We start from the raw sequence: 21,958 nt of genomic DNA on the forward strand, positions 1-21,958 counted from the left end.
ACAATGAGCAGCGAACAACGAACAGTTAACTGCCTACCGCTAACTGTTAGCTGTTCATTATTCACTGCACTTTAACGGCCACGTCGGTGCTCAGGCCGGCCCGGAGTTGCTCGCGGTATGTTTCGGGATTCAGGATTTCAATTTTCACGGGCACCCGCTGGGTGATCTTCACAAAGTTGCCCGATGCATTGTCGGGCGGCAGCAGGGCAAACCGGGCTCCGGTAGCTTCCGACAACGAGGCCACACGGCCTTTTACGGTCAGGTTCGGGTACGCGTCGATCTTGATGTCGACCTCCTGCCCTACCCGCATGTGTTCGAGCTGGGTCTCTTTGAAATTGGCGACTACCCAAAACGTAGAGTCGGCAATGACGGTCATCAGGTTCTGACCGGGTTGCACGTATTGCCCCACCACCACACTCTTCCGGCCAATTTTGCCCGCAATCGGGGCCGACACCTGCGCGTAGCTCAACCGCAGCCGGGCGTTATCGATAGCCGTTTGCTTTACCTTTAGCACGGCCTCCATTTTCTTTATCGTCGCCTGCGCGCGGGCAATAGCCGCCCCAGCCACACCCTGCCCCGTACGGGCAAGGGCTACCTGCTCCTGACTGGTCTGGAGCTGCCGCTCCTGCACGTCGGCATTATTGCGCGAATCGTCGAGCTGCCGCCGGGTCAGCGACTGATCGTTGAACAGATTCTGGTCGCGCTGCAAATCCTGCCGGGCTTTGTCGCGCCGGAGGGCCTGTACCCCGGCTGATGCCTGTGCTACGTTCAGATTCTGCGCTACGTTGCGGGCGTTGGCTTGTGCGGTTTGCAGATCAGCCCGGGCGGTTTGCAGGTCGGCTTCGGTTTGCAGATAATCGGCTTCGGCCTGTTGCAACGCCAACTGGTATTCCTGCGGGTCGATGGTCAGCAACGGCACCCCTTTTTGTACACTCGCGTAGTCGCTCACATTCACGGCCTGCACGTACCCGGCCACCCGCGCCAATACCGGTGCCGAGCTTGTTTCGATCTGCGCATTGTCGGTTGTTTCATACTGCTGGTTGTGCCGATACGCATTGAACCCGTAAAAACCACCGGTAGCCACTACCACCACCCCCAGCAGGGGCGCTACCAACCGCTTGCCCCAATTTGATGAATCCGTTGCCATCCCTCTTCGTAACCGTTCTAAAGTTTCCTACAACAAAGCTTATAGTCAACTCGTTTGACTATAGATGGCAAATGTAAACCCGGTTGACTATTAAAGTCAAGCAAGTTGACTATCTTTCGGGAAATATTTTTGAATGCCCTCCGAAACGGCTATTTTTAGGACATGGTCACCCAATCAGACAACGTAACTTTTGATTTTAACCGCTTCCATACGATTCGGATGCGGTCATTAGGCCGGATTTCGTGGCGTCTGAAACGATTTATTGACGGCTTTTTGGAACCGCGTATTCAGGCCCGGGGATTTGCCGATTTTAAGCTGAGCTATCTGGGCGTACTGGCCAATATTGAAGAGGCCGGCACCACCAACAACGAATTGGCCAAGCGGGCGTGCGTTACCAAGCAGATGATGAGCAAAACGGTCAGTCTGCTAGAAAAAGAAGGATATATCTATCTGGAAAAAAACGCCAGCGACTCACGGTCCAATGTCATCTACCTCAACAAACGCGGCAAGGAGCTGTTTTTGAACCTGCACGAGTGCGTCACCGAAATGAACGAACACTTCCGGCAAATTCTGGGCACCGACCGGCTGGAAGAGCTAATCGACACGATGAAATTTCTGGTCGATGAACTCGACAAGCTACCCACCGCCTTCCCCGGCTGCCCCGGTACAGAAGGGTCATAGCTGCACCAAACCAAGCCGCAGGGCTTCGAGCACCATACCGGTCCGGCTTTTGACGTTGAGCTTCTGAAAAAGCGATTCACGGTAGCCATCTACGGTACGGGTACTGACACACATACGGTCGGCAATTTCGGCGTAGGTCAGGTCGCTGCAAGCCAGTTTGAGAAATTCCTGTTCGCGGGCATTCAGCTGAACGGCGGGCGGTGTGGCTGGCTTCCGCAGCGATTGCAACAGGTATCGGGTGAGGTATTCGGAGTAGTAGAAGCCTTTGGTACGTACCTCGTCGAGGGCGTTTCGCAGCTCCGACGGGCGGCAGCCTTTGAGCAAATAACCCCGCACGCCGTAGCGTACCATCTGCGCGATATGGTCTTCCCGATCCATCATGGAGAGGGTCAGAATTTTCAGGTCGGCGTAGTGCTGCTGCAGGTAGGCCGCCGTTTCGAACCCATCCATCTCGGGCATATTCACATCGAGCAACAAAATATCGGGGATATTCTGTTGCTCCAGCCGCTCGATTAGCTCACGTCCATTGCCCACCGTGTACAGCACCTGATAGCCCTCAAATTTGTGAATAAGTTCGGCCAGAGCTTGCGCTAATAACTGATGATCATCGGCGATGGCAATAGTCGTAGTCATGGAAAGAGTTACTTTACTGGGAAAGATAAGCCGAAGTGAAAATCATCTCAAATCTTTAGCGGTTCCAGCCCACGATTTTTATGTAACTGGTCGTAAAAAAACCGGGAGCCGTGTGTGTCTCCCGGTTTTGGGGGTTGGTTTACCACCCCCTGCCCCCCCTCCTGAAAAACAGGAGGGGGTATCTTACCAGACCAATAACTAACCTCTGGATAACCAGCTTAATAGGGTATTGAAACTTAATAGGGTATTTAAAAGAGATGCCATGGAAGAGACTTACCAGCACAACAACTGTCTTTAAAAGCCTTCTGCTATTTATCAGGATAGACGTTTTTGTTCCCCCTCCTGTTTTTCAGGAGGGGGTTAGGGGGTGGTCCCCCCCTACTTTGCCAATACCGTGGCCGTCTGATCCGTGAGCACCAGACGCGAGCCAGCGGGTGTCGTTTCGAACAGGCCGATCTCATACCGGCCGGGAGGTAGCAGATCTTTGGGCATCGACGTGAGCCAGCCATTGGGCCGTGCCAACGGGTTCTTGCCGGTTGGCTTGCGGGGCTCGGCAAACATCACGTAGGCCGACTTACGCCCACCCGATGGCCAGAACACCACGTAGGTGCCCTTATTCATACCAACCCGGTAACCGGGCACATCGCTTTCGAGGTTGAAATAGCCCGGCTGATCGAGCAAACGGAACGGCGCGGCAATCCGGGGGCCAAGCTGCGCCCGCCCGGCCGAATCGAGCAGTAAACGGGTTTCGTCGGGCGTGATGGCCGGATTGGGCAGGGTGTGCCATTGCCGCACCCGCATGGTGCTGTCGAGTTCAATAATCCAGCGGGCCAAGGGCGAGTTATGTGTACCGCCCAGGCCAATCTGATTGTGTTGCTGATTGAACGTGAGCCCCTGCATATGTTTCCGACGCACCACGGCCTCGGGCACGTAAGTCACGTAGGTCAGCACGTTGACAAACAGGAAAAGCCCCCACAGAACCGGCACCAGCCGCTGCCGGGTTTGGGGTTTCAGCAGGCTAAGCAACGCCAGATACCCCACCGCCCAGAGCACCATGGAGTAGGTCCGGTACGAGCTGTGCAGTACCATACCGAAGTAAAACCGTATCCGGAAAAACGCAATCAGGGCCATATTGGCCAGCAAAAACAGGGCAACCCCGGTCAAAAACGTCTCAAAATGCGAGCGGTTTGCTTCTTTCCGAAACACCACCCGAACCAGCCACCAGGCCAGCACGCCCACCACCGCCAGACCGGCCAGTAATGGAAGGGCCGACCGTCGTTCGATGGTCCAGGCCGGGAAAAAATCAAACAGACTACCCGCAAAAATGAAGAAACCCGCCAGGGTCTGAATCGGGTGAGCCAGCACGTACGCAAAGCCCTCGGCATTACCCTGTTGCACGGGGTAATTAAGGAAATACAGCCAGATACACACAGCCCCAAATACCAGCCAGACACCCAGCCACAACCACCGCCGACGAATCAGGAGCATAGCGGCCCCAGCAGGCCAGAGCAAAATGCCGTTACCCATACTAAACGTAGCCAGCGCGCCCAGCCCCAGTGCCCCCACAAACGAACCGGGCCGGTTGTAGGCCAGCACGAAAAAGGTGAGCAGCACCAGCACAATAATGGCTAAATATTGCAGGGTGTAAATGGCCGTGAAGGTGAGCAGGTAGTTCTGCGCCATAAAGAGCATGAGCGGCACCGGAAGCAGCCAGAATCGCGGATTCGCCCCCTCCAGCGAACTCGTACTGCGGTAAAGAAGCCCGAAAATGAGTACCAGACCCAGATTACCCCACAGCATAAGACCCGAAAACGAAAGCCCACCCGTGAGCAGATACTGACCATATACCACCAGCCGGGCGTACAGAACCCGGTGCTCGTTATTGGGCTTCAGCAGGGCGTCGAGGCCCTCAGAAACCGAACGGGCATCCACAAAACGCTGGAGAAAATACGGGATGTTTTCGTACTCATCGAACCACGGTATGTTGTACCGAAGCGCAAAGAAATACACGAAGAAAACGGCAATGGGAAGAAGCAGTAAGGCCGTCTGGACGTATCGGTTTGTGAATAGTTTCAAATCGGAAAGTTTTTTGTTCGATACATGGGACGGATTCGTTCGCGGCTAATCAGGGAAGATGTGGCCACGAGCCTTTACCGCCCTTTAGAAGCTGTTTGAGTTAGCGATTTGAGACCGTAGGGAGCGAATTTTGGTTGCTGACAAGCCAGTTTTTGCCGGTCGTAGCGGTTGCTACGACCCAAAAAAGTGGCGCAGACAGCGACCAAAAGCTGCCCTTACGGGCCAAAGGGATTAACTCAAACAGCTTCTCACTTATATGCCTGCCCGATTCGGTACAACTCGAACCAGAGCTTGAGGTAATACGACATTTTGATCCGCGACTCATCTTTTTCGATCCACTGCCGCAGGGGCATCTCAACCACCCGCGCCCGGATACCATCGCGGCCGTACTGCCGGATCAGCCGGGCCAGAATCTCGACGTCGAACAGCCACGGGCTCAGAAAAGGCTCACCAAAAAGACCCGCAATTGTTTCGCGCCGAAAGAGCTTGGCCCCGCACTGGGTGTCGTACACGCCCAGTTTCAGAATATTACTGATAAACGTGGCCACCACCCGGCCGGCGTAGTGCCGAAAGGGGTTCCGGCGGATGTCGGTACCCAAAAACTTGATTCGCGACCCCATCACCAGATCCAGTTCCGGCTGTGGACTCATCCGGGCTTCCAGATCCTGAATAGCCGCCAGGGGCGTAGCCAGATCGGCATCCAGAAATCCCACAAAATCGGCTTGGCCCTGTTCCGCTACGTGCAGCATACCCGCCCGCACCGCCCCGGCTTTACCCCGATTTTGCGGTAAAATCAGGGCCTCAACCTGCGCCGGATGCTCGGCTTGTAGCCGTTCGAGCAGGGCGCGGGTTTGGTCGGTGCTGCCATCGTCGACAAAGCAAAAGCGCACCTCGGGGTACTGCTGCCAATACGCTTCAAAATCGGCAACCGGCAACCGTGTGGCTTCGTTGTAACAGGGGATAATGATGGCGGTCATGATTATGAATTGAGTGATGAACGATAAGTGATGAGTGATGAACGTGGCTTACGCGTTAGCAAGCTCATCAATCATCGTTTATCATTCATCATTAGCAAAATGGTTTTGTGCTTGTAATACCCCGCCTGACACTTATTCCAGAGGTGCTGTGGATTGGGGTTGATGTCTTCGACAAACAGACTCGGCGGGTACACGCTGATTGGCCGAATACGCAGCGACTCACCCGAAGCCAGCAACTGCTCGCGCCGGGCGTTCATTTCGCGGTTATAGGTAGCCGCGTGGCCTCGCAGCAGATCGTTGTACACCAGCCGAATAGGTCGGCTAAAGTACAGGCTCGTCAGCATCCAGACACCCGCCAGCGCGGGTGCCCACATGGGTACCTGCAACCGCTCGGAATGAATCACCCCCTGCCGTGCCAACGTATTCACCCAAACGGTGAGGGTGAACAACCACCCCACCAGGGCCATGTCGTAAAACACATTCATGGTTCGGAAAGCCGGGGGCAGTCCGATGCCGTAGTACGACGGAAAAATCATGGCAGCCAGCAGACCCACATACGCTATCGACACCAGCCAGGCCGGTAACTGAAACAGATGCCGCACAGGGCTCCCCGACCGGGTGAGCCGCAAGGCCACGGGCACAAACAACAGTGACAACGGAATCAGGGGCGACTTGAGCAGCAACGTTCCGACCGACTGGGCCAGCCAGCCAAACGAACCCAGAAACGAAGCCACAAAATCGCCACTGTGCGGATTGCCGCCCATCCGGACGGCATTGCCCGGTGCCCGGAACAGGAGCCAGCTCGATATCAGGGCAGCCAGCACCAGCCCCGCCAGAAACGGATCAAACGTGCGCTGAAACAGCAATCGATACCCCGCAATAGCCAGCAGTAATAAAACGAGTAAAATAAGGTTGGTTTCGCCCGAGCCGACGATAGCAAACACCAGAAACGACGCCCAGACAACCGTCAGCGGCCGAATGAGACCGGCAGCCGGTAGCCGGTACCAGCGGATCATCACAGCCAGCAGGTAAAACGTCAGGGCTGTCGGAACGGTGTACGAGGCCACGGCCGCTGTCCAGAAAAACGCTTCGACGGTGCTTTGTTGGGCCACCATCATCGAGAAAAACAGCAGGGCCGTTGTGAGCAGAATCGTCGTGATTCGCTGCCCGCGCAAGAGCTCGCTCATCAGACTGAATACCGACCCCAGCAAGCCCAGTATCGACAGGGCCGGAATGAGCCGAAAGCCATCGTACCAGCCCCATACCAGCGGGTTGCCGTGTACCAGAAAGTTAGAAAAGTACCGGCCCGTCCACCAGTCGTAGTAGTAGACCTGTGCCTGCCAGAACCCTTCACGTACGGCGGTATCGGCAAAACAGTAGTCGTCGGCAGCCGAGGGATGGTTAAAAAACGACAGAATGAACAGGGGCACGAACACCGCCAAAAAGAAACCGAATCCGGCCAGTTTGGTGGCGATTGGAATGATGGGTGACTTCATACAGAGAATAGACCGAAACGAGGCAACTCACTCGTACTGAACAAGCTACTCTCGCCTATCCGGTCGGCAAGAAACCGAATCGTCGGCCGCTATAAACTAAAAACCACTTATTTTTCTTTGTTTGCCAGAAACGGAAACCCGATCACCGCAACCAGAATAACCAGTGTACCCAGGTAAAACCCAGTGGTCATGCGCTCGGTATCCCCGAAAATGAGTACGGCAAGCAAGATTCCATAAACTGGCTCCAAATTTACAGTTAATATGGCCAGATACGCCGAAAACTTACGCAACAGTCGTACACCCGCCGTGTAGGCATATACGGTACACACCCAGGCAAGCAGTAAAAGCCACCCCCACTGCGCCCCCGATTGCGGCAAGAACACATCGGTCGGTTGGCCCCAAATAAGGCTGTACAGCCCCACCAGCGGCACCGATGTTAGAAAAGCCCCGGCCATCTCGTGCGTCGAAATAACCAGAGCCTCGTACCGGTGCGTAAACTGACTGTTGATGATCGTAAACAGGGCGCCCAGCATAGCCGACAGTATGGCGGCCAGCAACCCGCCCACCTTATCGAACTCAAACCGAAAAATCAGGTACAGACCACCCATCACCACAGCCCCCAGCAGCACCTCAACCGGTCGCACCCGTCGGCGCAACAGCAACGGCTCCAGCACGCTCGCCCAGAGCGAACTCGTAGCCATGCCCGCCAGACATACCGACACATTGGCCAGCCGGGCGGCCGCAAAAAACGCCATCCAATGCACGGCAATAATAGCCCCCACACCCAGCAAACGCCAGCGGTCGCGGCTCGACACGGGCGCCACCGGGTTCCCGTTCCGGTGTCCGTACCACAGCACCGCGCCCATGCCGATCACGGCCAGCAAGGTCCGATACAGCACCACCGCCAGGGGCGACAGTGGATCCAGCAGCTTCCCCAAAATAGCCGTAAAGCCCCAGATCAGTACAATAAAATGGAGATGTAGATAATCGGCAGTACGGGTTTGCATGGTTTGGGGAGAAGGGAGGAAAGGGAGGAGGGAAGAAAGGAGAATCAACTACCGCTGGGGCGCTTTTCGCACTCCTCACTCCTATCTCCTCACTCCTTAAAAACACACTTACCTCGGAATTGTATGGTACAAAATCACGCCAATGCCGGCAAAGAGGATGTTGGGCATCCAGACCGCCAGCAGGGGGTTCAGGTTGCCCGATTCGGCAATGCCTTTGCCGAGCATGAAAAACAAGAGGTACGTAAACGCCAGAAAGAAACCCAGCGCTACCTGCCACCCCACCCCGCGCCGACTCTTGCGGGCCGATACAATCACCCCGATGACCGTCAGAATGATAATGGCAAACGGGCGGGTATCGCGTGAATATTTCTCAAGCAGGTACACCTCTATGCCATCGGCTCCCCGGCTACGGAGCAGGTCGATGTAATTGTTCAGCTCGGGGAGGGTAAAGGTTTCAAACAGATTGAAATCACTCTCAAAATCGGAGGGCTTCATGTTGAGCGTCGTATCGATCCGGGTGCCGGGCTGCAACGTCTCATTCTGTCCGTTAATCGTCCGAATTTTATAGTCAACAATAGCCCATTTACGGCGGGTGCTGTCCCACTCAATCCGGTCAGCCGAGAGTTTCTGCTGCAACTGATTGCCCTGCATACGCTCCAGGGTAAACTTATAGCCGGTACGGGTCGTGTTGTTATAGCTTTCGAGGTAAGCGTACACATCGGGCGCAATTTTGAGGTGTACGTTACGCCCGTTGAACGTGTAGGCGTCTTTGGTGTATTTCAGCTCAAAAGCAATGCGGGTTTTGTTGGCCCGTGGAATGATGTAATTCACCATGAAATACGTGAACACGGCCAGAATACCCGCCCCAACGGCATAGGGCAACAGAAGCCGCATAAAACTGACCCCGCTGCTCAGAATAGCGATAATCTCGGTACGGGCCGCCAGCCGCGATGTCAGAAACACCGTGGCAATAAATACCATCAGCGGACTGATGTAGTTGGCCCAATACGGAATAAAATTGAGGTAGTAATCGAACAGAACCGCGTTGGTAGGCGCGTTGTGTTTTCTGAAATCTTCGATTTTTTCGGTGTAGTCGATCATCACGACCACCAGCACGATCACGGCCACCACAAAGACGTAGGTTTGCAGAAATCGCTTGAGAATATACCAGTCTAAAAGTTTCATAGAATAGGCGAAAGACCTACAAGCCGGGGGATACAGCGTTTAATTTCTTATTGTTCTCCCTCTACGAGCAGGTTGCGGGCCACGTCGTGGCTTACAAACAACGTGCTTTCGGATTGAATCTGCACCAGCAGCGACTTATCAAACGCGTTAATTTCTCTTAACGTAATAGAACAACCGAGCGTGAGCCCCGTCCGGTTCAGGTGTTGTAGAAATTCGGGCGAGTGTTCGAGCACACCCATCACACAAACCGACTCACCAGCCGCCACCTCCGAGAGCTTGCGATAGCCGGTCTGCGGCATAGCCCCGGCCGTAGTCGGAATGGGATCACCGTGGGGGTCAAACTGCGGATGCTCCAGAAACTTGTCGAGCCGCTCCACCAGCTCGTCGGACCGGATATGTTCCAGCTCCTCGGCCATGTCGTGCACTTCGTCCCAGCCGAAGCCGAGTTTATCGACCAGAAAAACCTCCCAGAGCCGGTGCCGCCGGATAATTTTCAGGGCCAGCCGCTCGCCTTCGCTCGTGAGCCGCACGCCCTGATACTTGCGATAATGAATCAACTGTTTGTCGGCCAGCTTACGCAGCATGTCCGTTACCGAAGCCGCCTTGGTGGCCGTCATTTCGGCTAAGGCGTTGGTCGTCACCTCGCCCTGTTGCCGGGTGGCGAGGTAATAGATGGTCTTGAGATAATTTTCTTCGGTGAACGAATGCATAAGCGAAACCGGAATGCCCCTCTCCCCCCCGAACATTTCGGTGGTTGAGCCCGAACATTTCTTCCGTAAAAATAGTTTTTAATCATGACGAACAAAAAATTTAGGCAAGTCTAAATTTTAGATGTATACTTGCCGTAAATCTAGATTTGGCGAACAAAAACTCAAATTCAGCTTATCTGTACTCAATGGACGCTTTATCTTTTACCGAATACGTAGCATGAAACCCTGGCGACAGCCCAACGCAACGAACTCACTGCCCGAAGTTCACAGTAGTATTCATGTGCCGCTCAACAAGGGGTTTTGGCGCACGCTGGCTGCGTATGCGGGGCCGGGTCTGCTGGTAGCCGTGGGGTATATGGATCCCGGCAACTGGGCTACCGACATTGCCGGAGGCTCGCAGTTTGGGTACAAGCTCCTGTCGGTCATCCTCATTTCGAACCTGTTTGCCATGCTCTTGCAGCATCTGTCGCTCAAGCTGGGTATTGCTACCGGCCGCGACCTGGCCCAGGCCTGCCGCGACAGTTACTCGCGCCCGGTTTCGCTCGTGTTGTGGGCCCTGGCCGAAATTGCCATTGCCGCCACCGACCTGGCCGAAGTGATTGGGTCGGCTATTGCGCTCAATCTGCTGTTTGGTCTGCCCCTGCCCGTTGGCGTGGCCCTCACGGTGCTCGATGTGTTTGTGCTCCTGTACCTGCAACAGCGGGGCTTCCGACTGATCGAAAGTATAGTGGGTAGCCTGATTCTGATCATCGTGTTGTGCTTCGCCTACGAGTTGCTGCTGGCACAACCCGAGGTATCGGCCCTGCTCGGTGGGTTGGTGCCCCGCGCCCAGGTGGTCACCACACCGGGGATGCTGTACGTAGCCATCGGGATTCTGGGCGCTACTGTGATGCCGCATAACCTGTACCTGCACTCCAGCATTGTACAGACCCGCAATTACGCCCGCAACGACGAAGGACGCGCGCAGGCCATCCGGTTTGCCACGATCGACTCGACGGCCTCGCTTTTTCTGGCTTTTTTCATCAACGCGGCTATTCTGATTTTGGCGGCCGCTACGTTTCACTACTCGGGCAACCAGCAGGTCGCCGATATTAATGATGCCTACAAACTGTTGACTCCCCTGCTCGGCTCCACCGTTGCCAGTATTGTATTTGGCGTGGCCCTGCTGGCATCTGGCCAAAACTCAACCCTTACGGGCACTATTGCCGGCCAGATTGTGATGGAGGGTTTTCTGAACCTGAAACTAAAGCCCTGGGTTCGGCGGCTGGTAACCCGGCTGCTGGCAGTGGTGCCGGCTATGATTGTAGCCATTTTGTACGGTGAGCGCGGCACGGCCGAGCTGCTGGTGCTGAGTCAGGTGATTTTGTCCCTGCAACTAAGCTTTGCGGTGGTGCCACTGGTGCGGTTCACCAGTAATCGGCTCAAGATGGGCCGGTTTGTTAACCCCCGCTGGGTGACCATCACGGCATGGGCCGTAGCGGTTATCATCATCGCCCTCAATGCGTACCTACTCTGGAATACGCTTAACTGGCTGGGGTAGCGTAATTATGTGTGATTGCTCTTTTCCGTGCTACTCAGGGGCCTGGCTTATGTATGGCCAGGCCTTTTTACTACTGGCCTGATAAGGTCTCCAATTTTAATCACTATACCCATTCTATTAAAATTACTTCAGCATTTCACCTTTATTTCTACAGAAAAACTATATAACATATACTAAGTATATATGATCAAATATAAGTTATTTTAATTAGTTAGAATCAGTACGTCATGTAATCAGAACAGCATCGTCTGTCCACAAACGGCATCAATTTTCATATATTATTTATCAATTGAATTATATATTTATTTATAAAAGTCACTAAAATATTTACTACTGATTCTGTAAGATTAAAAAAACGGCATTAAAATACCGTTTAATAAACTTGGCTTTTCTCTTAAGCACTTCTACTTACTTTCGTATCACTCTTACAAACGGAGTCCAAAACACTTAATAAAAAACACCAATGAAAAAGTCTATCTTATCAGTTTGCGTTGCGGCAAGCCTCGCAGCTGCCCTCTCAGCTTGTAAAGATCCCGCCATCAGCGAGTCAATGAGTCCAGCAGGTGCCAAAGAAGCATCATCTACATCCACAGGTCAGGGTATCATGGCTGACCTTAACGTAACTGATGTTGTGATTACTGAAGAGGCTACTTACAGCTTTGATCAAAATGCCGCCAAAGCTGCTTATACCACATCAGCACCATATGGCTTAGTAATTACAACTGGAAGTGGTGCCACTCAGGCTACGCCTTCCGCCCCTGCTGCTGACCCTATTGGGAACAACACTGTCAACCAGGACAAGTGTGTATTCTTTAACGGAGGTGATCTGCCTAACTTTACATACACGAAAACAGTAAATGGCACACGGGGATGGAAATGGACATGGAAATACAATGTTACCGGGGCAGTTGTAGCGCCTAAAACAGCCTGGAATTATCAGGTGACGGTACCGGGCGTAGACCCTGAAGTACCCATCAACGCCACATTGGCTGGTTTGTCGGCTATGTCTTCAAAGCAACACCCACTGAAGTTCTCGTTTAGCCTGCTTGCAGATGATGGTATAACCAGCCGCATCGAAAATGTGAAGATCACGGTAGATGGAACTGAGTACCCTTTGGGTCATACCGTAATCAGTGGCACAGACTTCAAATACAATAGCAATGCAGGTACGTTCGGTACCGCGTCATTGTTAAGCGGCACAGACGGTCAGTACGCTTCATCAATATTGCTGAATGACTCTTTCACTGGTAACGATGCAATCAGCAATGCGATCTGCGCTAAAGTTGACGAAATCAAACCTACTTTGGGCGTAGGTACCCACACGATTACCCTGACCGCTACGGTAAAAGGCAACAGCGGTGTAGCCTCAACAGATGTATCGGTAACGAAAACCGTAATCATCAGTGGCGGTTGCAACTAATCAAATATCCGTTTACTGAACGGGCCTGATTTAGTACAGAATACCGAAGGGGTCAATGTCAGAGCTTATCTCGTGACATTGACCCCTTCTCATTTGGGTGCTACGTACGCCCTCTCCTACGACTTAAACTGCCGCAGGTTGTAGGTGAAGGTCAGCATAAAATAGCGGTTGAGCACCAGCGAGCGGGTATCTTCGAGGTAGGTTTCCGAAAACGTCCGGCTGATGCTGTTGTTCTGGTTCAGCAAATCGAAAACCGACAGCCGGATCTCGCCATTCTGGTTTTTGAACAACCGCTGGGCAATACTCGCGTTCCAGAGCGCAAACTGCTGGTTGAACCCACCCGACAAGCCCGCGTACTGCTGGTAGTTGAGGTCAGAGCGAATGACCAGCCCTTTCCAGGGGTTCCAGGTCAGGTTGGCCCCCGCCGATTGCGTGCTGTAATCGTTGTCGAGCTGCGGGCGTAGCGTATTGGTGACCCGGTTGTAGCCGAAGGTGTACGAAAGGGCAAAGTCGATTTTTTCGCTGATGTTGCTACTCAGCACCACACCCTGACTCAGCCCGTAGGCATGGGCGCGGTTTACGGCGTTGTTGATCAGGCTCGGCGTGCGGTTGTACGTGAGCGAGGTATTCAGATTCAGGTTGCTTTTGATAAACGACACCGGTGTACCGAACGAAACAAACGCCCGCCCATTCACGGCATCCTCGGTGTTGATGGGCCGCGTGAGTCGGGTGCCTTTTTGCAGAAACACGCCCTGCCCCGTCGACGCGACCACGCCCGGTACAAACTGGGCACTGTCGGCAATGAACAGCGACGAGCCGATGGGGTCGTTGAGGTAGCCAAAATTGAGCAGCGCCACCAGATTATTCGCTTTTTCGACCGAGGTATGGGTCAGGCGGGTGGTAAGTGTATGGGTATAGCTCTGTTTCAGACCGGGATTCCCGATAGATTGTTGCAGGGGATTCGTGTTGTCGAGTACATTTTGCAACTGGTTGATACCCGGTGCCTGCGTACCGGTGCGGTAGGTCAGGCGCAGACGCAGGTCGTCGGTAAATCGGTAATCGGCCGTCAGTGAAGGCAGCACGTTGGTAAACACCCGGCGCACTTCGCCCACGCGCGGAAACAACTGCTGGCTGAGCAGATCGGCCCGTTGCAGGTCGAGCCCGACCGAAATCCGCACCGTTTTGTTCGCCAGATTGTAGCCAAGGCCAGCCCGCTGCGTAAGGTAATCGTTGTCGAATCGGTTGCTCAGCAGGGAGTCGAGCCGGTCGTAGCGGTCAGAGGCTGGATTGAGCCGGTACGTATATCGATCAGCGTTACTCCGGTTGATACCCGCATTGTACGAAACCTGCAGGATTCCTTTGCCAATGGGCTCAGTATAGGTCGCATTGGCCGACACCTGATAACTGTTTGAGCGGTTGGTAGTTTGCTGGTTCTGAAGCTGCCGCACGGTTGTATCGATCTCGAAAAACTCGTTGCGTGATGCCAGCATACTCAGCCCGTCGCGGTCGTTGAGCGCCGTATTGAGGTTGATGGAAAACGTCCGGCCGCGTTTGTCGAACCGGTGCCGAAACAGGAGCCCGTTGTTAAACGAATACCCATTGTTGCGGGCCGAAAAGGTATTATCCGACCTATTGAGCAAGCTACTACCAAGCCGGGTTTCGCTGTTGGTGAGCGAGTTAGCCGTGTTGGTCTGAAAGCTCAGCCGGGGCGTCAGAATCAGCGAATTCTTTTTGTCGATGGTATATTCGAGCCGGGCGTTGAGCCGGTGATTCAGGTTGGAGCCATTATCGCCCGATTGTTCACGGTACCGCTGCGTCGAGTCGCCGATGTTCTGGTAATACTCCCGCAGTTGCGACTGCTCATTTCGGTTGCGGCTCTGATTCAGAAAATAACTCCCGCGAATGGCCAGCTTCGTCCCCCATGTATCGGTGTAGTTGATACCAAAAGCGTTAGTGGTGTTGATACCACTTTGTTGCCCCACCAGAAAATTATCGGTGCTGCCGCCCCCGTTACTGCCACCGCCACCACCGTTGCCACGGCCACCCCGGCCTCCACCATTGCCACGGCCACCCCGCCGGGCATTGCCACCACCACCGCCCCCACCCAGCACTCCGAGCAGATCCTGATTGGAGAAGTTTTGCTGGTTGATGTTGTTGCTTTGCCCGATAATCGAGATACGTCGGTCGCCGTTGAACAGGTTCACACTCCCCCCAGCCGCGTAGGTCTCGTTGGTACCTGCTCCGGCGTACACCTTACCAAATTGACCGTTCCGGCGGTCGGGGCGGGTAACGATATTGATGGTTTTTAGCGTGTTGCCATCGTTGACGCCCGTAAACTGCGACTGATCGCTCAGCCGGTCGAACACTTCAATTTTGTCGATTACCTCGGCCGGCAGATTCCGAAGGGCTACGGTCGGGTCGTCACCAAAAAACGGTTTGCCATCTACCAGCACCTCCCGCACGTTTTCGCCCTGTACTTTCAACTGCCCACCGCTCATATCAATACCTGGTAGTTTGCGCACAAGGTCTTCGGCCTGCGCATCGCGGTTTACCTTAAATGCATTCGCATTGAATTGAAGCGTATCCCCTTTCTGCTCAGCTGTAAGGGTTTTTCCCTTCACCACCACTTCGTTCAGCTCACGGGCCGTTTCGCTCAACTGAATAGTCGGTAGTTGTACCCGTCCCGAATCAACCTGAACCGTTTGTGAAACGGGGGTGAATCCGATAAACGTAGCCAGTAGCCGATAGGCCCCCGTCGGCACATTTTCGACCAGAAACTGACCACTCACGTCGGTCACGGCTCCGCGTTGCAGGCTACTGTCGGTTTGGGCCACCAGCCGAACGGTCACGCCAATGAGGGCTTCCCCCTTGGGATCGGTGACGGTGCCACGTACCGATCCGATTTGCTGGGCCAAGCTTAGGTGCGTGGTCAGTAGCAGAAACAGGAAGGCGTAACCCAGTTGGCAACGGGTTTGAATGAGGAAGGCGTGCATAGATCAGGATCGAGAAGGCGGTGAACAACAACCCAACGGATTGGTGGTGTTTGTGTATGGACTAATAATCATTCCGAAGGTTTATTTATACCCAACGGATTTGTCCCGATCCTCTTTTGAGGTCTTTTGTGGATGAGGTGCTGGCGAGGAACAAGCGTAGATTTCAGCTACTTACAAAAAGCCCCTCATGCTCAACTATTCTTACCCGACTCTTCCTAAAACACCAGCCGAAACGTACTGCCTTTGCCCGGTTCGGAGGCTACCGTGAGCGAGCCACCATGCTGCTGCATGATCTGACGCGACAAACTGAGCCCAATGCCCGAGCCGGTTTTCTTGGTGGTGTAAAACGGAATAAAAATCTGTTCGATAGCCTCGGGCTCGATACCGGGCCCATTGTCGATCACGGCGAGAATCGTGTGGGTATCTACCACTGAGGCTTCGAGCCGGATGGCCGCACCGGGCGTAGGTTTGGCAAAGGATTCGAGTGCGTTACGCAGCAGGTTGAGCAGAATCATCTCAACCTGCCCGGCGTCGGCCAGCAACATGGGTACGGGCGAGGGCACTACCACCGTCAGTTTGACCCCCTCCCGGTTCAGATCGGGCTGGGCCAGGTTGGCTACCCCCATCAGCAACTCCCGCGCCGACACTTCCGTCAGCTTTGGCTGTGGAATAGACGTAAAACTCCGGTAGGCATCCACAAACCGCATGATGCTCTGCCCCCGGTTTTCGATCGTACTGAGGGCATCGCGCAGGTCGTTGAGTGCGCCCAACGCTGTGGGCGACAGGTCTTCGGCCGGGGCGTCGTCCTTTCCCAGCAGATCAACCTCGATAATATCGCGCATGGTGCCCGTGAGCGACACAATCGGCGTAATGGAGTTCATGATTTCGTGCCGAAGCACCTTGGTCAGGTTCTGCCACGACTCAAGCTCTTTCTGCTGTAGTTCGCTTCGGATGTTTTGCAACGATATTACCGATACCAACCGCCCCCGCAGGCGCACACTCGTGCAGCGCACGGTCAGTTCGCCCTGCGGCCCACCCTGATAGGTAGCTACGGCCGCCCCGGCATTGGCCAGAAGCCAACTGTGTAAATCGGGCTGAGTAGCCTGCAAATCGGCAAGGGTACGGAGCCGGTACACCCCCAACAGCCGCAGGGCCGTTTGGTTGACCAACTCGACCCGGCCGCTACTTTCAAACGAAAGCAGCCCCACATTCACGTGCTGAACCAGTGTGTTGAGATAGTGCAGATTGGCTTCTTTTTCGGCCCGTGCCTGCCGAAAAGCCTCCAGCACGGTGTTGAACTGCCCGTTGAGGTCGCGGAACGTTGGGCCCAGGGTGTTGTCGGACCGAAACGAAATAGCGAAATCGGAATATTGTACCGACTCCAGAAACCGGATCAGTTTCCGGTTGGTATTGGTACAGTACAGGTAGAGATTGGCAGCCAGCAGAAGCCCTACCACCCCGCCAAGTACGGGCAACAGCCGCGGGTATGGCCCCCAAACGGCGTACCCAGTGGCCATGGCTACCCCTAAGAGCACCACCACCCGCCAGCCAATACCCATCACAAAACGGTTCATGCGGTAAGGGTTTAGGAGTTACGGCCGACGTCTTGGTTTGTTGTTTTTGGTTTATGGTTTTGGGTTTTTGGAGGGGCAGTTGGCGACCCGGCTTCGGACTTGAGCGGAAATAAGTATACACCACTCACCATCAAAACCATTCCCTTTCAAAGGCCAGGAACCGGAACACAAACCGCAAAACCCAAACCAAAAACGATAAACCAAAAACGATAAACCCAGCACCGGAACGCCGGCCGCCATAAACCTTTCTTAAGCAATCCAGCTGAACTCGTAGGCCAGGTTGGGCACCTTGGTCCGTTCGGCTACCCGACGTAAGCGGTTGGGCAAGGCCATGAGGTAATCGCGGGCGCGCTGACCGGCATCGTTGAGGTCGGTAACAGCCCCAATATTCCAATCTTCGAGGAGCGAATCGAGCAAGGTAATATAGTCCTGAGTGGTGTACACGCCGAGTCGCTGAGCCGCGTCGGAGAAATGACTGAACGTTTGCCCGATTTTCACGCCGGTTTCGCGCAGGAAGTGGGCCGGCATTACGATCTTCTTCTTCATCATGTCCTCAAAGGCAAGCATCATCTCCGACGGATCGACGGCCATGATATGGCTCACAAACGCTTTGTAGGCTTTGGCATGACGCATTTCATCGGCCGCAATAACCCCGCAGATTTTCGACAGCTGCGTACAACCTGCCTGCTTAGCGAGGGTGGCCGTCCGGCGGTGCGAGAGGTTGGTGGCCAACTCCTGAAACGAAGTATAGATAAAGTTACGGTAAGGATCTTTGCCTGTACCAATGTCAAACCCGTCGGCAATCAGGTACTGAGTCGAAACTTCCATGGCGCGCATGTTAACACGGCCCGAGAGGTACAGAAACTTGTTCAGCAGGTCGCCATGGCGGTTTTCTTCGGCGGTCCAGGCCCGAATCCAGCGCATCCAGCCGTCGGCTTTTTCCTGTTCCACCCCAATCATATCCACCAGCCACGATTCATACGTTGGCAGGGCTTCTTCGGTAATGGTATCGCCAACGAGCACGGCCATGTAGTCGTACGAGAGTTCGCGGGTGCTTTCCTGCAACTGCTTCACCTCATCGAAAAACGTCTCGCGCGTAGCATCAGGCAGCAGGTCGGCGGGTTGCCAGTTTGTATCAATGGGCTTCAGATATTCTTCAAGAAATGAGTCCATTTTTTCGCCGACGAAGCGCATCACATCCAAACGTGAACCAGAAAGTGTCATAATCAACCTACAGATAAAGACCTTATTGTTTGAACCAAAACCAGGTGAACGTGTGCAACTACTTCAGTAATGGACATTCAGACTTCAGATACCAGACATTAGACTTACTACCATTCTGTAGAGAAGTCTAACGTCTAATGTCCAACATCTAATGTCTAGTACTGAGTGCAACTACCCTATTGAGTGTTCAGACAGACAAAGCATGTTTTCAAATAAATACAAAAGAACGAAGATTTTAGGGGGCTTACCACACATTCCGGGCTTTTTCTGCCGAACAAATGGGAAGGACGTTAATTTTGCACCCCAATGAAACGACTGCTCGATTACGTACTAAGCGGTGTGTACCTGCTTTATTTCTTTTTGCTGCTGCTGGTCTTCCATGTCCTGCAAGTGCTCTCATTTCGCCTATTGGGCCGACCGGCTCACAAACGGGTAGTCGACTGGATGAATGCGGGCATTGCCTACGGCTGGTACCTCACGGGGAGCACCATCCGGTTTCGGCAGGAGGCCCCCCTCCCCACCGACCGGCCGCTTATTTTCGTGGCCAACCATCAGAGCATGTTCGACATCTCGCCCATCATCTGGTTTCTGCGGGCCCACACCCCCACGTTTGTCTCTAAAATCGAGCTGGCCCACGGCACCCCGGCCATTTCGTACAATCTCCGTAAAAGCGGAGCCGCCCTCATTGACCGCAGCAACCCCAAACAGGCCGTTGTCGAGATTGCCCGGCTGGGGAAACAGATTAGCGACCGTAACGAGTCGGCAGTGATTTTTCCGGAAGGCACCCGGTCGGCGTCGGGCAAACTTAAACCATTCGCTACTGCCGGTGTAGGGGTGCTCCTCAAAAAAGCCCCCAAGGCGCTGGTAGTGCCGATTGTGATTGAGCATACGGGGTGGTTCAACCCGAAGGGTGTCTTCCCACTGCGTTCGTTTACACCGATGTCGTGGACGGTTCTGGCGCCCATCGACCCCGCCGGGCAACCCGCCGAAGCGGTCGTTAAACTGGCCGAAGACGCCATCAGGGAGCGGCTGGGCGTGTCTTAACAAAGCCATTTTGAGACATTCAGGGAGCAAAAAAAGACCGTCAAAAACTAATTTGGTCTACCCTCAACTTATTTTAGTTAGATACGGTTCTTTATCTAAAGGACCGGTATATTCTCCGTAACTATCCGGTCGTTTTAGCCGTAAAGGGGTATCACTCTCGAACCAAAATCATGCTGTACGCATCCATGATCCACCCGCGAGAAAAAACAGTTATCATGGAAACCTTCAGCAAAAAGGAAAAAGAAAAACAACGCCAGAAACGGCAAAAAGACAAGCAGGAAAAGAGAGAAAACCGGAAAGCCAACGCGCAGAAAGGCCAGTCTCTGGACCAGATGATGGCGTATGTTGACGAAAACGGCAACATCACCTCTACCCCACCCGATCCTACCAAGAAGCGGCAAATCAACGAAGCTGATATTCAGATTGGTGTACCCAAGCAAACCGAGGCCGATGCCCAACCGACCACCCGTCAGGGCGTAGTGACGTTCTTTAACGCATCGAAAGGTTACGGCTTCATTCGCGACAAACAAACGCAGGAGAGCATTTTTGTGCACATCAACGCGTTGGCCGGTCCACTCAATGAAAACGACAAAGTAAGCTTCATGACCACCATGACCCCCAAAGGGCTCAACGCGGTGAACGTCGAAAAGCTGTAGTCGACTCCGGGGTTACCCACCCCCCTCTTTACATTCCGTATTTTTCAAGCCGCCGGTACAGGGCCTGTCTTGACAGGCCCAGTTCACGGGCTACATCGGTAATGTTCCCGCCGTATTTCTGCATAGCCTGCTGAATCATGCGCCGTTCCATGTCGTCGAGCTGCATGGATTCGGTTGCGGCACTGACGGGCGAAACCATACACGACGTAGACCCACCCAACCCACCGAAAAAGTCGCCCGGCTCCAGCACCGACTCGCCCGCCAGAATTACAGCCCGCTCTACAGCATGCTGCAACTCGCGCACGTTGCCCGGCCACCGGTGTTGTTTCAGATGCCGCACCAAAGCTGGACTCAGGCCCGTAACGGTCCGCCCGTACTGCTTGCGGTAGATATTCAGAAAATGCTCAGCCAGCGGCACAATATCGTCGGGGCGGTCGCGGAGGGGCGGCAGATGCACCTCAATGGTATTAATCCGGTACAGCAAATCCTGCCGAAACTCGCGGTTGGCGATGCGTTCGGCCAGGTTGGCGTTGGTGGCGCAAATAAGCCGGACGTCGATGGGCCGGGGTTTGTTGCTACCCAGTCGGGTCACCTGCCGCTGTTGCAGTACCGTGAGCAAGCGAGCCTGTTGGGGCAGCGTGATATTCCCCACTTCGTCCAGAAAAATAGTACCACCCTGCGCTTCTTCAAAACGGCCGCTGCGGTCGTCGCGGGCATCGGTAAAGGCCCCCTTCACGTAGCCAAACAGCTCACTCTCAAACAGAGACTCACTCAGCGCCCCCACATCAACTGAAACGAACGGTCCTGTTTTCCGGCCTGACTGTTCGTGAATCATACGGGCAATAAGGTCTTTACCCGTGCCGTTTTCGCCCAGAATGAGCACGTTGGCGTCAGTATTGGCCACACGGCTCACCGTGTCGAGCACCTGCCGCATAGCCGGGCTTTGGGCAATAAACGAGGAAGCAGTGCCAGAAGCGGCTGTTTTTGACCGGCCACCCCGGCTTGCCGAGTTACTCCGTTCCTCTTTTTCGGCATCGTCTTTCCCGCCTAAATTTCCCCGGAGCGTAGCCAGCAGTTTATCGTTCTGCCAGGGTTTTAGTACAAAGTCTTTGGCGCCTACTTTCATGGCTCGCACGGCCATTTCAACGTCGCCGTAGGCCGTAATCAGCACCACCGAAGCCGAGGGGTCGATGTCGAGGATTCGGTCGAGCCAGAAAAAACCTTCGCGACCGCTACTCAGGTCGCGCTGAAAATTCATATCGAGCAGAATAGCATCGTAACGGCCGTTGGTAACCAAAAACGGGATCCGTTCGGGATTTTTCTCAATGTCGACATGGCCGAAATGCCGTTTGAGCAGCAGCTTGGCAGCCATGAGTACATCAGGGTCGTCGTCGATAATCAGGATACGGGCCATAACTAATGTGTAATGCGTAATGACCATCGCTGAGGCTATCGGCAAATACGCGTTGTCAGTTGTTGTTTACAGCTGCAATATACACCGGTTGTCAAGGCTGTCCGCTTTCGGACGAAAGCTTGTCCGTGGCCGGACGTAAAACACAGCCCACACCACCACTATATCCCTGACAATTAATAAC

17 protein-coding genes are annotated in these 21,958 nt (G+C 54.1%); 5 read left to right on the forward strand and 12 right to left on the reverse strand.

Annotated features, from left to right (window positions below; genetic code table 11):
- Positions 1-61: 61 nt before the first annotated feature.
- Complete coding sequence (locus RUDLU_RS0106940) at positions 62-1,147, reverse strand: HlyD family secretion protein (protein WP_019987636.1); 1,086 nt, start codon at positions 1,145-1,147, stop codon at positions 62-64.
- A gap of 162 nt (positions 1,148-1,309) precedes the next feature.
- Between RUDLU_RS0106940 and RUDLU_RS0106945 the strand changes: the two genes are divergently transcribed.
- The gene (locus RUDLU_RS0106945; protein ID WP_019987637.1) at positions 1,310-1,828 is read left to right on the forward strand and encodes a MarR family winged helix-turn-helix transcriptional regulator; all 519 of its coding nucleotides are present in this window, start codon (positions 1,310-1,312) and stop codon (positions 1,826-1,828) included.
- On the opposite strand, the gene RUDLU_RS0106950 is transcribed toward RUDLU_RS0106945, so the two are convergent.
- The 7 genes from RUDLU_RS0106950 to RUDLU_RS0106980 all read right to left on the reverse strand — a co-directional run bounded on the left by RUDLU_RS0106950 (position 1,823) and on the right by RUDLU_RS0106980 (position 9,912).
- The gene (locus RUDLU_RS0106950) at positions 1,823-2,461 is read right to left on the reverse strand and encodes a response regulator (protein WP_019987638.1); all 639 of its coding nucleotides are present in this window, start codon (positions 2,459-2,461) and stop codon (positions 1,823-1,825) included. The two genes, RUDLU_RS0106945 and RUDLU_RS0106950, sit on opposite strands and share 6 nt — an antisense overlap.
- Before the next feature lie 378 nt (positions 2,462-2,839).
- Positions 2,840-4,537 (reverse strand): hypothetical protein, encoded by a 1,698-nt coding sequence (locus RUDLU_RS0106955; RefSeq protein ID WP_019987639.1) that lies wholly within the window; start codon positions 4,535-4,537, stop codon positions 2,840-2,842.
- A 248-nt stretch (positions 4,538-4,785) separates the two neighbouring features.
- Positions 4,786-5,514 (reverse strand): dolichyl-phosphate beta-glucosyltransferase, encoded by a 729-nt coding sequence (locus RUDLU_RS0106960; RefSeq protein WP_019987640.1) that lies wholly within the window; start codon positions 5,512-5,514, stop codon positions 4,786-4,788.
- 71 nt (positions 5,515-5,585) lie between these two features.
- Positions 5,586-7,010: a DUF6056 family protein gene (locus RUDLU_RS0106965; RefSeq protein WP_019987641.1), complete on the reverse strand. Its 1,425-nt coding sequence runs from the start codon at positions 7,008-7,010 to the stop codon at positions 5,586-5,588.
- Positions 7,011-7,117: 107 nt separating this feature from the next.
- A complete protein-coding gene (locus RUDLU_RS0106970; protein WP_019987642.1) occupies positions 7,118-8,017 on the reverse strand; it encodes a DMT family transporter in 900 nt (299 codons plus the stop codon).
- 108 nt (positions 8,018-8,125) lie between these two features.
- A complete protein-coding gene (locus tag RUDLU_RS0106975) occupies positions 8,126-9,202 on the reverse strand; it encodes an LptF/LptG family permease (RefSeq protein WP_019987643.1) in 1,077 nt (358 codons plus the stop codon).
- A gap of 47 nt (positions 9,203-9,249) precedes the next feature.
- The gene (locus tag RUDLU_RS0106980) at positions 9,250-9,912 is read right to left on the reverse strand and encodes a metal-dependent transcriptional regulator (protein ID WP_027302844.1); all 663 of its coding nucleotides are present in this window, start codon (positions 9,910-9,912) and stop codon (positions 9,250-9,252) included.
- Positions 9,913-10,129: 217 nt separating this feature from the next.
- Here RUDLU_RS0106980 and RUDLU_RS0106985 point away from each other — a divergent pair, with 217 nt between their 5' ends.
- Both RUDLU_RS0106985 and RUDLU_RS29635 read left to right on the forward strand, forming a co-directional pair.
- Positions 10,130-11,452 (forward strand): Nramp family divalent metal transporter, encoded by a 1,323-nt coding sequence (locus tag RUDLU_RS0106985; protein WP_019987645.1) that lies wholly within the window; start codon positions 10,130-10,132, stop codon positions 11,450-11,452.
- Positions 11,453-11,915: 463 nt separating this feature from the next.
- The gene (locus tag RUDLU_RS29635; protein ID WP_157580113.1) at positions 11,916-12,872 is read left to right on the forward strand and encodes a hypothetical protein; all 957 of its coding nucleotides are present in this window, start codon (positions 11,916-11,918) and stop codon (positions 12,870-12,872) included.
- A gap of 116 nt (positions 12,873-12,988) precedes the next feature.
- Here RUDLU_RS29635 and RUDLU_RS0106995 read toward each other — a convergent pair whose 3' ends face one another.
- The 3 genes from RUDLU_RS0106995 to RUDLU_RS0107005 all read right to left on the reverse strand — a co-directional run bounded on the left by RUDLU_RS0106995 (position 12,989) and on the right by RUDLU_RS0107005 (position 18,663).
- On the reverse strand, positions 12,989-15,865 hold the full coding sequence (locus tag RUDLU_RS0106995; RefSeq protein ID WP_019987647.1) for a TonB-dependent receptor: 2,877 nt from the start codon (positions 15,863-15,865) through the stop codon (positions 12,989-12,991).
- 215 nt (positions 15,866-16,080) lie between these two features.
- Positions 16,081-17,439 carry a sensor histidine kinase gene (locus tag RUDLU_RS0107000; RefSeq protein WP_019987648.1) on the reverse strand — a complete coding sequence of 453 codons (1,359 nt, stop codon included), beginning with the start codon at positions 17,437-17,439 and terminating at the stop codon, positions 16,081-16,083.
- Between the two features lie 249 nt (positions 17,440-17,688).
- Entirely contained in the window at positions 17,689-18,663 is a 975-nt protein-coding gene (locus tag RUDLU_RS0107005; protein ID WP_019987649.1) for an acyl-ACP desaturase, read from the reverse strand.
- A gap of 306 nt (positions 18,664-18,969) precedes the next feature.
- Between RUDLU_RS0107005 and RUDLU_RS0107010 the strand changes: the two genes are divergently transcribed.
- Both RUDLU_RS0107010 and RUDLU_RS0107015 read left to right on the forward strand, forming a co-directional pair.
- Positions 18,970-19,707 (forward strand): lysophospholipid acyltransferase family protein, encoded by a 738-nt coding sequence (locus RUDLU_RS0107010; protein WP_019987650.1) that lies wholly within the window; start codon positions 18,970-18,972, stop codon positions 19,705-19,707.
- A 215-nt stretch (positions 19,708-19,922) separates the two neighbouring features.
- Positions 19,923-20,363 (forward strand): cold-shock protein, encoded by a 441-nt coding sequence (locus RUDLU_RS0107015; RefSeq protein ID WP_019987651.1) that lies wholly within the window; start codon positions 19,923-19,925, stop codon positions 20,361-20,363.
- Between the two features lie 28 nt (positions 20,364-20,391).
- On the opposite strand, the gene RUDLU_RS0107020 is transcribed toward RUDLU_RS0107015, so the two are convergent.
- A complete protein-coding gene (locus tag RUDLU_RS0107020) occupies positions 20,392-21,777 on the reverse strand; it encodes a sigma-54-dependent transcriptional regulator (RefSeq protein WP_019987652.1) in 1,386 nt (461 codons plus the stop codon).
- Between the last annotated feature and the right edge of the window lie 181 nt (positions 21,778-21,958).

Source organism: Rudanella lutea DSM 19387 (assembly GCF_000383955.1).
GTDB classification, from domain to species: domain Bacteria; phylum Bacteroidota; class Bacteroidia; order Cytophagales; family Spirosomataceae; genus Rudanella; species Rudanella lutea.